The 12,058-nt window shown below is 60.3% G+C and carries 13 protein-coding genes; 4 read left to right on the plus strand and 9 right to left on the minus strand.

Features of this window, described 5'->3' with window-relative positions; genetic code table 11:
• Nucleotides 1-12: 12 nt before the first annotated feature.
• Nucleotides 13-855, plus strand: a complete 843-nt coding sequence (locus tag EV281_RS23780) for an endonuclease/exonuclease/phosphatase family protein (RefSeq protein WP_132656713.1) — start codon at nucleotides 13-15, stop codon at nucleotides 853-855.
• Here EV281_RS23780 and tehA read toward each other — a convergent pair.
• Complete coding sequence (tehA, locus tag EV281_RS23785; protein ID WP_132656714.1) at nucleotides 852-1,805, minus strand: dicarboxylate transporter/tellurite-resistance protein TehA; 954 nt, start codon at nucleotides 1,803-1,805, stop codon at nucleotides 852-854. The genes EV281_RS23780 and tehA overlap by 4 nt on opposite strands.
• A gap of 60 nt (nucleotides 1,806-1,865) precedes the next feature.
• The gene (locus EV281_RS23790; protein WP_132656715.1) at nucleotides 1,866-2,204 is read right to left on the minus strand and encodes a carboxymuconolactone decarboxylase family protein; all 339 of its coding nucleotides are present in this window, start codon (nucleotides 2,202-2,204) and stop codon (nucleotides 1,866-1,868) included.
• 120 nt (nucleotides 2,205-2,324) lie between these two features.
• Between EV281_RS23790 and EV281_RS23795 the strand changes: the two genes are divergently transcribed.
• On the plus strand, nucleotides 2,325-3,257 hold the full coding sequence (locus EV281_RS23795; RefSeq protein ID WP_132656716.1) for an AraC family transcriptional regulator: 933 nt from the start codon (nucleotides 2,325-2,327) through the stop codon (nucleotides 3,255-3,257).
• Nucleotides 3,258-3,275: 18 nt separating this feature from the next.
• Here the strand turns inward: EV281_RS23795 and EV281_RS23800 are convergent, their stop codons facing one another.
• Entirely contained in the window at nucleotides 3,276-4,181 is a 906-nt protein-coding gene (locus EV281_RS23800; protein WP_132656717.1) for a LysR family transcriptional regulator, read from the minus strand.
• 110 nt (nucleotides 4,182-4,291) lie between these two features.
• Between EV281_RS23800 and EV281_RS23805 the strand changes: the two genes are divergently transcribed.
• Complete coding sequence (locus EV281_RS23805) at nucleotides 4,292-5,122, plus strand: SDR family oxidoreductase (RefSeq protein ID WP_132656718.1); 831 nt, start codon at nucleotides 4,292-4,294, stop codon at nucleotides 5,120-5,122.
• Between the two features lie 6 nt (nucleotides 5,123-5,128).
• Here EV281_RS23805 and EV281_RS23810 read toward each other — a convergent pair whose 3' ends face one another.
• The gene (locus EV281_RS23810) at nucleotides 5,129-6,118 is read right to left on the minus strand and encodes an aldo/keto reductase (RefSeq protein ID WP_132656719.1); all 990 of its coding nucleotides are present in this window, start codon (nucleotides 6,116-6,118) and stop codon (nucleotides 5,129-5,131) included.
• 61 nt (nucleotides 6,119-6,179) lie between these two features.
• Here EV281_RS23810 and EV281_RS31470 point away from each other — a divergent pair, with 61 nt between their 5' ends.
• Nucleotides 6,180-6,452, plus strand: coding sequence for a hypothetical protein (locus EV281_RS31470; RefSeq protein WP_184327643.1), 273 nt, complete (start codon nucleotides 6,180-6,182; stop codon nucleotides 6,450-6,452).
• A 104-nt stretch (nucleotides 6,453-6,556) separates the two neighbouring features.
• Here EV281_RS31470 and EV281_RS23820 read toward each other — a convergent pair whose 3' ends face one another.
• The 5 genes from EV281_RS23820 to EV281_RS23840 form a co-directional block, all read right to left on the minus strand.
• Nucleotides 6,557-7,096 carry a transcriptional regulator gene (locus tag EV281_RS23820; protein ID WP_132656852.1) on the minus strand — a complete coding sequence of 180 codons (540 nt, stop codon included), beginning with the start codon at nucleotides 7,094-7,096 and terminating at the stop codon, nucleotides 6,557-6,559.
• Between the two features lie 108 nt (nucleotides 7,097-7,204).
• Nucleotides 7,205-8,284, minus strand: a complete 1,080-nt coding sequence (gene ugpC, locus EV281_RS23825; RefSeq protein WP_132656720.1) for a sn-glycerol-3-phosphate ABC transporter ATP-binding protein UgpC — start codon at nucleotides 8,282-8,284, stop codon at nucleotides 7,205-7,207.
• Nucleotide 8,285: 1 nt separating this feature from the next.
• Nucleotides 8,286-10,214, minus strand: coding sequence for a glycoside hydrolase family 127 protein (locus EV281_RS23830; RefSeq protein ID WP_132656721.1), 1,929 nt, complete (start codon nucleotides 10,212-10,214; stop codon nucleotides 8,286-8,288).
• Between the two features lie 27 nt (nucleotides 10,215-10,241).
• Nucleotides 10,242-11,105 (minus strand): carbohydrate ABC transporter permease, encoded by an 864-nt coding sequence (locus EV281_RS23835; protein ID WP_132656722.1) that lies wholly within the window; start codon nucleotides 11,103-11,105, stop codon nucleotides 10,242-10,244.
• Nucleotides 11,105-12,016: a sugar ABC transporter permease gene (locus EV281_RS23840; RefSeq protein ID WP_132656723.1), complete on the minus strand. Its 912-nt coding sequence runs from the start codon at nucleotides 12,014-12,016 to the stop codon at nucleotides 11,105-11,107. The genes EV281_RS23835 and EV281_RS23840 overlap by 1 nt, the downstream gene beginning before the upstream one ends.
• Nucleotides 12,017-12,058: the final 42 nt, after the last annotated feature.

Raw genomic sequence — 12,058 nt, forward strand, 5'->3', positions numbered from 1 at the left:
TCATTCCTCCCGATGCAAGCGAAAAAGAAAGACAGCCTTCCCGCGAGTATCATCGCCTCTATCAGAAACAGGAAGAAACGCGTCGAGATTTGGAGGGCGGGACCAAAGCCCCGCGGCGAAGGCACGCTGATCGCCTCCTACAATGTCCATAAATGCGTCGGCACCGACCGACGCTTCGATCCGGAACGCACAAGCCGTGTCATCCATGAAATCGATGCGGATGTCATTGCACTGCAGGAGGCCGATACCCGCTTCGGCGAGCGTACCGGCATTCTCGATCTCGCCCGGCTGGAGCGCGAGACCGGCCTTGTGCCCGTTCCGATCTCAGGGTCGGTGAAAGCGCATGGTTGGCACGGCAATGTTGTACTCGTTCGCAAGGGTCTGGTGCATGATGTGCATCAGGTGACGTTGCCGGGGCTGGAGCCGCGCGGCGCGCTGGTTGCGGAGATAGAGCTTGAGACCGGCGGCAAGCTACGCATCATTGCGGCCCATCTTGGGCTCCTGCGCCATTCGCGGGCACAACAGGCAAGGACGCTGGTCGATCTCATCAGCGATCGCCACGAGATGGCGACCATCCTTCTTGGCGATTTCAATGAATGGCGGCTCGGCGACCGCTCCTCTCTCAATACCTTCCAGATGGCCTTCGGTCCGTTACCGCCCGCCGTTCCGAGCTTTCCTGCCGGCTTGCCGGTTTTGGCGCTCGACCGCATCATTGCCAATAGGAATGGCATCATCTCCGCCGTGGAGGTGCACGACACCCCGCTCGCCCGCATGGCGTCCGACCACCTGCCGATCAAGGCGGTGGTCGACCTGCGGCAGGAATTGGCGAAAGCTGCCGGACGTCCGGGCGTTTAAGCCCGGACGGGTGCGGGAAGGAACTTGCCCCTTATCAGCAACCACAGCGTACCGATCGCAATCAGCGCAAGTGCGATATTGACCAGCACGAAGATTACGGGAGCCAGATGGCCGATCGCTCCGGTATCGCCGCGTGCAGTCATCCGCAAGGCGGCAGTCGCAAGCGCCGTCAGTCCGAAGGTGAAGGCCCAGTAAGAGCCTGCGAAGGGTTGCTGCATGATCCAGGGCAACTGACGGCTGATAATCAGCACCTGTAGGATGGCATAGCCGAACATTGCATGCGCGAGCATATCGGGCGCGCCGGTAGTGACGCTGAGGTACGCGACGCTGCCGACAGCAGGCGGAGCGATCTGGATACCGAGCGTGGGGCGCAGCGGTGCGGCAAGCTCCGGCGCCAACAGCAGCCGGTGCAGAAGCACGGATTCGACCGCGAGCCAGGAAAAGAAGCCCGCCCCGAAGGCAAGCTGGCCCCAGTCGGCGTATCCAAGGGTACCGGCTGCTATTGCCGTCACGAAAGAACCGGCGACGGTCGGCAGATAGAGAACCGGCGTGTTGCTGACCGGATCACGTCCACCACGCCACAGCAGCCCGGTTCGCCACAGCAGGAAAAACAACGCGGCTGCAAACCCCGCCAAAGCAAGTGCTTCGGCTCCGATACGTGAATAGGGGAGGATGGAAAGTCCGGCCAGCATGGTTGCAACACCAATAAGACCGACAAAGCAGCATTGGATTGGATGCTCCAGTTCCGCGATCGACTCGTTGGGCGCGACGAGCCATTTTGCGGCGTAGAGGACGATGAGGACGAGCCAGATGGCGAAGCCAAGCAGATTGATCGTCTCGCCCACGTCAGGTGCGACAGGCCAGACGGCGGCGGCGCGCCAGCTGTTGCCGAGCCCGGCAACACCGAGAACAATGCCAAAGAATGCAGCAGGTATGCGGGGCAGCGACATTTGGTTTCTCCGGGTTTGTCCGGCAGGATTACGGCTCTGCCGGCGAGACAGGCGGTACGATTACTTTGCGATGGCGTCTGCAGCGTCCATGACGCGGGCTGAATAAACAAGGGCCGCACCAGCATTCACAGAGATCGCGACGCCAAGGGCCTCCGCAATTTCCTCCTTGGTGGCGCCCGCCTTCTGAGCCTCGGTCGTATGCACCACGATACAACCGTCGCAACGGACGGTAACGGCTACGGCAAGGGCGATCAGCTCGCGCTGCTTGGCGTCCAGATGATTGGTCTTCTGGCCAGCCGTTGAAAGGGTCTGGTAGCCCTTAATCGTCTCGGGCACGACCTTGGCGAGTTCGCCGATCCGGCCAAAGAGCTCGTCCCGATATTCTTTCCAGTCCAACATGGAAGTCACTCCATCTGTAATCAGCGACGGCATCATTGCCTCAGCTGTTGGAAGCGACTATGACCTTGAGCAGCGATACTTTGAATGCTTAGAAAGCTCATGTTCTAGCGCGATCGTCTCATGGATGTCTTAAGCCGCCTTATCGAACTTGCCCGCCTGCGGCCGACGCTCGATATCCGCTGCCGCTTGCAGGGCGCATTTCAAATCGACCACGAGCCCGTTCCAGCGGGCACATTGCCGTTTCATCTGATCCTCGGCGGCGACTGCCTCATTCGCCTCGGTTCCGGTCGTGAGGTCACCTTGCGGTCCGGCGATTTCCTGTTGTTGCCGCGGGGGGATGCGCATGTGATCGTCGGCTTACGACCACGGGGCGAGGCGCAGCCTCTGCGTATTACCGTGAGCGGTATGTTACTCTTGCGTGAAAACGGCGAAGGCGAGCCTGATGTCGACCTCCTTTGCGGCCATTTCGATTGCGCCCCGGGGGCGGCCGCCCTGTTACTCGACAGCCTTCCCGACGTCTTTCACGTATCGCTCGTCGCGGAATCGGAGGAACTGCTGAAGACCATGGTCGCCATGGTTTATAGGGAAACGGCTGAGGAGAAGCCAGGAGCATTGGCGATCATCGCTGCAACCTGCCTCTCGCTCTTCATCATGGCAGTGAGGGCCGGCAAGACTTCGCCTGTCGCATCCTCGGGTCTGCTGCAGTTGCTTGCTGATGCGAGGCTCGGCAAATCCGCGGCGGCAATGATGTCCACGCCGGCTTTTGCCTGGACGATCGATAAGCTTGCCCGCCATTCGGCCATGTCGCGGGCCACCTACGCCCGCCAATTCCGAGAGCGGTCGGGAATGACAGTCGGCGCATTCCTGACCGATATAAGGATGATGCTGGCGAGCGACTTGCTCGTTCGGACGCGGCGAACGGTTGCAGATATTGCTGCAGAGGTCGGTTATGAATCCGAAGCAGCCTTTGGCAAGGCTTTCAAGGCACGACGGGGCATAACACCGGCCCGTTACCGCGCTGCGGAACAGGCAAGGCAGGCAGGGCAGCAATGATGGCCAGAGAAGCGTCCGCTAGCCGCCGTGCCGTTCCACTTCCGTCAGGATGGAGATAAACGCGCGCAGACTTTGTGGCACGTGCCTGTGACCGGAATAGTAGAGGCAGAGGCCAGGAATCGGCGGACACCAGTCGTCAAGAATGGAGACCAGTTCGCCGCTGGCAAGATAGGGCCGGGCAACCCTTTCCGCCACATAGGCAATGCCAAGACCCTTTGCAGCCGCTTCCGCCATCAGTCCCACATGATCGAGCGTCAGTGCGCCGGACACTTCCATGGTCACTTCCTGCCCGTGTTTTTCAAACTCCCAGCGATAGAGCTTGCCGCTCGGCATGCGCAGGCGAATGCAGCGGTGATGCCTCAGATCCTCCGGTGTTATCGGTAATTTGTGATTTCTCAGATAGGTGGGCGCGGCAACCGCGAGGAAGCGTGCCTCCCCTCCGAATTCTACCGCGACCATGTCAAGCGGAACGGATTCTCGCAGGCGAATGCCAGCATCGAAGCCTTCGTTGACAATATCAACCAGCCGGTTTTCGGTCACCACGTCGAGCGCTATCGCGGGATAACGTTCGAGAAAAAGAGGGATGGCTGTATTCATCAGCACGCGGGCGGCAATCTCGCTGGCATTGATACGCAGAGTACCGCTCGGCTGGCCGCTGAATTCGCCGACCGCGTCGAGCGCCAGATCAAGATCCCGCAACACGGGCTTCAGCCTGTCGAGAAGCATTTCGCCGGCTTCGGTGGCTGCGACGCTGCGTGTCGTGCGGTGCAGCAGGCGCACGCCCATGCGCGCCTCCATGTTGCGCATCATGTGGCTCAGCGTCGAAGGCGATAAGCCAAGTTCGCCGGCCGCCCTGCGGAAGCTGCGGTATGTGACGATTGCCGCAAAGGCGTTGAGATCATCAAGTGTGGGCCGGTAACTCATGGGTATTTTTCAACAACTCATGCAGGTTTGAGCGGATTATCACATTAATAATCACCTCTATCTTTGCTGTCATCAAGCCGGGATTCAGCGGCATCAGAAAGGTAGAGACGATGACGAAGACATGGTTCATCACAGGCACATCCTCGGGTTTCGGCCGGATCATGACCGAGAAGCTGCTGGCGCGCGGCGATCGCGTGGCCGCCACGCTGCGCAAGCGGGAGGCGCTGGCTGACCTTGAGACGCAGTATGGCGGACGGCTCTGGGTCGCGAGCCTGGACGTCACCGACGACCGAGCCGTTCGTGCAGTCGTCGACGCCGCCTTTCAACAGATGGGGCGCATCGATGTCGTCGTCAGCAATGCCGGCTACGGCCTGTTTGGCGCTGCAGAAGAGGTGAGCGATGCGCAGATCCGTCATCAGATCGATACCAACCTGATTGGCTCCATCCAGGTGATCCGTGCAGCCTTGCCGCATCTGCGTCAGCAGGGCGGCGGTCGCATCCTTCAGGTCGCTTCAGAAGGCGGACAGATCGCTTATCCGAATTTCAGCCTCTATCACGCCACCAAATGGGGGATCGAAGGTTTCATCGAGGCCGTGGCGCAGGAAGTCGCTTCCTTTGGCATCGACATCACCATTGCCGAACCAGGACCGGCGGGAACGGATTTTGGCGCCGGTCTCGTCAGGCCGCCGCAGATGGATGTTTACGAGGACACGCCGGCCGGCCAAGTGCGCAGAGCAATTGCCGACGGCTCGTTCAAGATCCTGGGCGACCCGATGAAGATGGCCGACGCGATGGTCGCGGCGGCCGAAAAACAACCGGCACTCAAAAGGCTTGCGCTCGGCAGCACGACCTATCAGTCGATCCGCAAGGCTCTGGCCGAGCGGCTCGCCGAGCTGGAAGCACAGAAGGAGATCACGCTGTCGACCGATATCGACGCCTGACTGCGCTCAGCGGTCTATCGTCGTCATGATCGTGTCGTTGTAGCGCTTGCCCGAAACCTTTCCGGGAGCAAGCGCTTCATCGAGCGCCTTCATATGTTCGGCGCTGAGCGCGATGGAGGCGGCGGCGACATTGTCTTCCAGATAGGTGCGACGCTTGGTGCCGGGGATCGGGACAAAATCGCTGCCCTTGTGCAGGATCCAGGCGAGCGCCACCTGACCAGGCTTGACGCCGAGCGAGGATGCAGCCAAACGGACGGCTTCGGCAGCGCGGACATTCGCATCGAAGTTCTCGCCCTGGTAGCGCGGATCACCGCGGCGGAAATCGCCTTCTGGATAATCCTCGGCGCGCTTGACCTCGCCGGTCAGGAAGCCGCGGCCGAGCGGGCTGAAAGGCACGAGGCCGATGCGGAGCTCTTTCAGGGCCGGGATCACGTCGGCTTCAAGATTGCGTTCCCACAGGGAATATTCGCTCTGCACAGCCGAAACCGGGAAGACAGCGTGGGCACGACGGATGTTGGCAACACCGGCTTCTGAAAGACCGAAGTAGCGAACCTTGCCCTCCTTGGCAAGCTCGGCCACGGTGCCGGCAACGTCTTCCATCGGGACGGCCGGATCGATGCGGTGCTGGTAAATGAGGTCGATATGGTCGGTGGCAAGACGTTTGAGCGAGCCCTCGACGGCGTTGCGAATGGTTTCCGGCCGGCTGTCGCGCTCGGTGCCCACCTGTTTACCGTCCTTCAGGCGGAAGCCGAACTTGGTGGCGAGCGTCACGTCACTACGGCGGCCCTTCAGCGCACGGCCGAGCAGTTCCTCGTTCTTATAGGGTCCATAAACCTCGGCTGTATCGAGGAAAGTGCAGCCGAGCTCGATGGCGCGGTGAAGGGTAGCGATGGATTCTGTCTCATCGGCCGGACCATAGGACTGGCTCATGCCCATGCATCCGAGACCGATGGCCGATACTTCAAGTCCCTGACTGCCGAGTTTACGCTTCTGCATCACCGTACTCCTGCTTCTCAAGTAAGGAGAGATCTATATAGACCCAGGTGCAGGATTATGAATGCGCGAAAATCCCGATAAGCTGCGTGAGCGTTCAATAGCGTCGGCGGCGGTTATCTTTGTCGTCCGATGTGAAGGTGATACGGCGAAGGGCGTCCATCATGATGGAGATGAGGGCATTGCGCTTCTGGACGAGGTGTTTGCCGAAGAGGAAATTCGTGGCGGCTGGCTGCGTCAGTTGTTGGACCTCACAGTTCCCAACGGCGCCTACTGGCTGGTCACCGTAATTTTGATCGCTTGTCGACTGCCGCGGCGGATTCTACCAAATGGATGATCGATAGTTTACGCAAGCATTGATACCTGTGCGGCCGGCGGACATGGATCCTCCGAGCGCCACCGGAAGCGGACGTCGGACAGAGAAATGGCTTCCTCGGATTTTTAATCGGGTACCGTCCACTTTCGAGCTGCTTCGCGCACTAACCGCCATCGGGCAAGCTCAAGTGTAGCGTCGGCCAATGCGCGATGCACGGGGACCGCCGCCTTGCTTTCCTCGATGATCTTGTCAACCAGCTTCGATGTCTCCGTTTCGGAAGCTGCTGCTCCAATGATTTCCCGCGCCGTCGCCAGAAATACGTCGCGCGACTTGCCGAGTCTCAAGGCATGCCGTGGAAAGCCGCTGGCGCGCAGGAGAATGCTCAGCCATTTTCCATCCCACGACGGCGCGCTGGCATAAAGATCATGCCCCGTCAGAACCTCGATCATCTCCGTGGCCACCTGATTTACTGGCAGGCCCTGGGATGCCAGCAACTCCCTCGAGATTCCGTGGATCGCTTCCGCGTCTTCTGCCCAATCACTCCAGTCGGCCGCGGGCCGGATCAGGATAGAACGCGAGCGGCCGTCTTCGAATGCCCAGGCAACCTCGATCGGCACACTTTTCTTGCTAAGGGACGAGGCCTCAAAATCCAGAAATACGATCAATGCAGCGCGACAGGTAGATGCTGTCCTCCAGCGAAAGCCTTTGTCCCGATCTGCCGGAGCCTTGGCGACGATCATGTGGACGAAAACCGAGCCTACAGCCGGCCGCAGTTACTTGTCGAGCCGCATGCCTTCGGTATTGAAGACGTGCAGATGAACGGGATCGCAGGTGAAGGCAAGCTCGCTGCCGGTGGCGATGTTAGAGGAGCCTCTATATTCGACGGTCAGCGGCTGACCGTCGCCAAGCTGGCAGTAGAGGAATTGAGTACCACCGAGATATTCGTCAAAATCGACCGTAGCTTGAAGGGCTTCGTCTTGCGGTCCTACGGCAATCCTTAGATGTTCGGGGCGCGCGCCGAGAGTGATCTTTTGTCCCTGGCTCAGGCCGGCCCCGCCGATCGGCGAGCGAATCCGGTTGCCGGCCACCTTGATAGTGCCGTCGCCTTCCCAGCTTGCCTCCAAGAGATTCATACGGGGAGAGCCAATGAAGCCCGCGACGAAGACATTGTTCGGCCGCTCGTAGATTTCGCGCGGCGTTCCTGCCTGCTCGATGTAGCCATCGCGCAGCACAACGATCTTGTCGGCAAGCGTCATGGCTTCAGTCTGGTCATGCGTGACGTAGATCATCGTGTTGCCGAGCTCGCGGTGGAGCCTGGCAATCTCGATGCGCATCGAGACACGCAGCTCCGCATCGAGATTCGACAGCGGTTCGTCGAACAGGAAGACATCCGGCTTGCGCACGATCGCGCGGCCGATCGCCACGCGCTGCCGCTGGCCGCCGGAGAGCTGGCCGGGCCGGCGGTCCAGTAGGTGGTCAATCTTCAGGATCGCCGAGGCGGCCTTGACGCGGGCCTCGATTTCCGAGGTCTGCGTTCCGGCCATTTTCAGGCCAAAGGCAAGATTGTCGCGCACACTCATATGCGGATAGAGCGCGTAGGACTGGAAGACCATGGCGATGCCGCGATCGGAAGGATCGAGATCGGTGACATTGCGTCCCTTGATCTCGATCTCGCCGTCGGTGACATCCTCCAGCCCGGCGATCATGCGCAGCAGCGTCGATTTTCCGCATCCCGAGGGGCCGACGAAGACGACGAAGGATCCCTCTGATATGGTCAGGTCGATGCCATGGATGACTTCCAGATTGCCGAAACTCTTGCGAATTTCGGTCAGTACAACGCCCGTATCCGTCATTTTATGCACCACGCGCCTCGCCGGATCTGACCCAGACGAGCATCTCGCCCGGCTCGCGATTGTCCCAGAAGGGATAGGGCACGAAACGTGCGCTCGCCTGCTTTGCTGCCGGTGGAGAGGTGCGGTAGAGGGCAGAACCCCAATCGGCCGTATCACGGCTGACGGGAAGTTCGAGGGCGACCGCGCCGCGAAGGCCGGAGATTTCCGAGGTCTTTGCCTGCGAGACATCGGCGGAGAGCGTAATGCCGTTCAGTCCAGCACCATTGTCGGTCTCCTCGACGCAATAGACCATCGGACCACGCATCAGCGCGGTGCGGCCGGCATCCTGGCGGACCAGCGGGTTGGCGAAAAGTTTGCGCGCAACGAGCGGGATCGACAGATCGACCTTGTCGCCGCTTTTCCAGTCGCGTTCGATGCGTGCATAGCCGTCGGTCAGCACGCATGCCAGATCGAGCTTTTCGCCATTGATGGAAAGCGCCGCACCGTCAGCCCATTCCGGGATACGCAGCGACAGCGCGAAATGAGCCTGGCGGTCGAGCGTCAGGTCAAAATGGATCGCGCCATCCCAGGGGTAACGCGTCTGCTGCGAAAGCTCGACTTTGGCGCCCGCGAGATCGAAGCGCGCCTTGCTTTCCCCATAGAGGTGCACGGCGATTTCGTCTTCGGCAATCGCATACATGTAGGAGCCGACAGAGGCGAGCAGGCGGGCGATGTTCGGCGGGCAGCAGGGGCAATGGTGCCAGATCCAGCGATGGTGCTTGCCAGCGCTCTCCAGCGGGTTTTCGTAGAAGAAGCGCGTGCCGTCGAGCGAAAGGCCGGCCATGGCGCCATTATAGAGCGCCTGCTCCATGATATCGGCATAGCGCCGGTTCGGGCCGCGACCGAGCATGCGATTTGCCCAGAAGACGAGACCGACCGAGGCGCAGGTCTCGGCATAGGCGCTTTCGTTCGGCAGGTCGTAATAGTCGGTGAAACCTTCGTTTGCGGCTGCCGGGCCGATGCCGCCGGTGACGTACATCTGCTTGGTCGTCAGGTCCTCCCAGAGGGTTTCGAGGGCTGCGGTCAAGGTATCGTCATTATATTCGGTGGCGATGTCGGCCATGCCGGCGTAGAGGTACATGGCGCGCACCGCATGGCCGACGACTTTCTTCTGTTCGCGCACCGGCAGGTGCGCCTGACCATATTCATAGGTTTTCTGATGGAAGTCGGCAGCGCTGCGGCCGTCCCGGATGGCCTCTTCGGTGAAGAAATGCGGCTCGGTGCCGCGCTCGTCGATGAAGAACTTTGAGAGGTCGAGATACTTTTTCTCGCCGGTCACGCGCGCCAGCTTGACGAGCGCCAATTCAATTTCCTCGTGGCCGCAATAGCCGGGGATCTGGCCGGGGCCGTGGCCGAAGACGGTGATCAGGTAATCGGCATAGCGGCACATGATGTCGAGCAGTTTTTTCTTCCCGGTTGCCTGATAATAGGCGACGGCGCCTTCAATCAGGTGCCCGGCGCAATAGAGTTCGTGATGGTCGCGCAGGTTCGTCCAGCGCCGGCCGGGCTGAACACGCTGGAACCAGGCGTTCAGATAGCCGTCCTTGTCCTGCAGCTTTTCATACATGTCGATGATTTCGTCGACGCGGGCTTCGAGCTTTGGATTGGGCCGACGGTAGAGCGAATAGGCAACGGTCTCGATCGACTTGCCGAGATCGCTGTCCCAGAACATTTGCGTCGAGCCGCCCCAGGGGCCGATCGGAATGACAACGCCCGGGCTCGGCTGAGTCACGTCGATCGCCTGTAGCATGCCGGCCTCAACGCAGCGGTCGAGTAGCGTTTCGGCGGTGGAATCGCAGATCGCATCCTGACGATCGCCAAACAGGCCGTGCAGCTCGACGCTTGGCACGGGCAGGGGACGGAACTGGCGGTCTCTCTTCGGCTTGTTCATAATTTCATCCATCTCGTTGAAAAGTCATCATTTCACCGCGCCGGCCATGAGCCCGCGCATGTAGTAGCGTTGCAGAAGCAGGAAGACGATCAGGCAGGGGATCGTCATGACGATGACACCCGCCTGTACCGCGCCCCAGTTGATGGCGCCGAGGCGCCCGGCGCGCACCGCCGTCATCAGGACGGGAAGCGTGTATTTCTCATTGCTGGAAAGCAGGACGAGAGCGGCAAGGAACTCGTTCCAGGCATTGAGGAAGGCAAAGATAGCGACCGTCGCGATGCCTGGCAGCACCAGCGGCAGGAGCACGCGGATCAACAACCTCAGATCCCGCGCACCATCGATGCGCGCCGCCTCCTCGATTTCCTTCGGCACGGTGTCAAAGGCATTGCGCATCATGAAGACGGAGAAGGGTAACTGCAACGTGACGTAGACGAGGGTGAGCCCCAGCAGCGAATTGTTGAGACCGAGCCTCGCCAGGATGATGAAGAGCGGGGTCAAGATCGATTGGAACGGGATCATCAGTGTGGCGATGATCAGCACGAAGAGCGCGTTCTTCATGGGAAAGCGATAGCGCGAGAAGCCGTAGCCGGCGAGCAGGCTGACGGCTACCGTCAGCAGTACCGTTGCCAGTGAAACGAAGAGCGAGTTGATCATGTGCTGCCAGATGCCGGCGCCGAACGTATCGAGCAGTGCATAGGCGTCGAAGCTGACTCCGGTCGTCGGCCATGGTGGTAGCGGCGGCAGGCTTGCCTCGGTCCCGTGCCGGAACGAGGCGAGCAGCGTGATGATGAACGGGGCCAGGAAGAAGATCGAGATGGCGATACCGGCAATATGATAGGCCGATTGCGATCTGAAGCGCTTGCGGGCGCGGCGTTGCTTGGAGGAGATCATCAACGCTCCTCCCCAACACGCAGCAGCCAGAGCTGAACGATGGAGATCGCAACCAGAATCGCCAGAAGCACGATCGAAAGGGCGGATCCGTAACCGAGGTTGAAGGATACGAAGGACTGGTTGAAGATGTAGTAGACGACCGAGATCATCTTGTTCTGCGGTCCGCCCGACGTCATGATGTAGAATTGATCGAAAGCGAGGATCGAGCCGGTAACCGAGACGATCAGCGCCAGCGCAATCGTCTTGCGCATCAGCGGCAAGGTCAGATGCCGGAAGCGCTGCCAGCGGCCGGCGCCATCGATGCGGGCCGCCTCCGTCAGTTCGGATGGAATGGCCTGCAGCCCCGTCAACAGGATGATCATCGTAAAGCCGGCGATCTTCCAGACGACCATGACGATGATGGTTGCAAAAGCGGTATCAAAAGTGGCCATGATATTGGGGCTTCGCTCGACGAGGCCGAGGGCGCGAAGCGCCGGCCCAAAGAAGCCGCTATCGACATTGGCAAGCCAGACCCAGAGCAGTGACGCAGTCGCCAGCCCCACCACGACAGGCAGGAAGATGATCGTTCGGTAGGTACTGACGAAGCGGCGTTCCCTCTCGGCGAAGATCGCCAGCGGAAAGGCGACCGCGAAGATCGCGATGGTAACGATGACCGTGTAATAGGCGGTGAAGTTCAGCGCCGCCATAAAACGGCTGTCGTTCCACATGCGGGTATAATTGGCAAAGCCGATCCAGCGAGCAGCACCCATCAGCGGCCAATTGTGCAGGCTCATCCAGCCCGTGAAGAGGACGGGCATGACGAAGAAGACGATGACGAGCGCCATGGCTGGCGCGATGTAAAGAAAGCCGCGCCATTGCGACCTCCGCCGCTTTCGGACAGCGCGCGTACGCTGTGGACCGGAACCGGTCATCGAAACCTCCGCATCTTAGCTATTGTCAGTCTTGTATCGGCC

Source organism: Rhizobium sp. BK418 (assembly GCF_004341105.1).
Lineage (GTDB): Bacteria > Pseudomonadota > Alphaproteobacteria > Rhizobiales > Rhizobiaceae > Rhizobium.

Coding starts and splice junctions, on each gene's coding strand:
- EV281_RS23800 (WP_132656717.1), bottom strand. CDS start 4,181: ATGAGTTACCGGCCCACACTTGATGATCTCAACGCCTTTGCGGCAATC.
- EV281_RS23830 (WP_132656721.1), bottom strand. CDS start 10,214: ATGAACAAGCCGAAGAGAGACCGCCAGTTCCGTCCCCTGCCCGTGCCA.
- EV281_RS23805 (WP_132656718.1), top strand. CDS start 4,292: ATGACGAAGACATGGTTCATCACAGGCACATCCTCGGGTTTCGGCCGG.
- EV281_RS23795 (WP_132656716.1), top strand. CDS start 2,325: ATGGATGTCTTAAGCCGCCTTATCGAACTTGCCCGCCTGCGGCCGACG.
- ugpC (WP_132656720.1), bottom strand. CDS start 8,284: ATGACGGATACGGGCGTTGTACTGACCGAAATTCGCAAGAGTTTCGGC.
- EV281_RS23835 (WP_132656722.1), bottom strand. CDS start 11,105: ATGATCTCCTCCAAGCAACGCCGCGCCCGCAAGCGCTTCAGATCGCAA.
- EV281_RS23810 (WP_132656719.1), bottom strand. CDS start 6,118: ATGCAGAAGCGTAAACTCGGCAGTCAGGGACTTGAAGTATCGGCCATC.
- EV281_RS31470 (WP_184327643.1), top strand. CDS start 6,180: ATGCGCGAAAATCCCGATAAGCTGCGTGAGCGTTCAATAGCGTCGGCG.
- EV281_RS23840 (WP_132656723.1), bottom strand. CDS start 12,016: ATGACCGGTTCCGGTCCACAGCGTACGCGCGCTGTCCGAAAGCGGCGG.
- EV281_RS23790 (WP_132656715.1), bottom strand. CDS start 2,204: ATGTTGGACTGGAAAGAATATCGGGACGAGCTCTTTGGCCGGATCGGC.
- tehA (WP_132656714.1), bottom strand. CDS start 1,805: ATGTCGCTGCCCCGCATACCTGCTGCATTCTTTGGCATTGTTCTCGGT.
- EV281_RS23780 (WP_132656713.1), top strand. CDS start 13: ATGCAAGCGAAAAAGAAAGACAGCCTTCCCGCGAGTATCATCGCCTCT.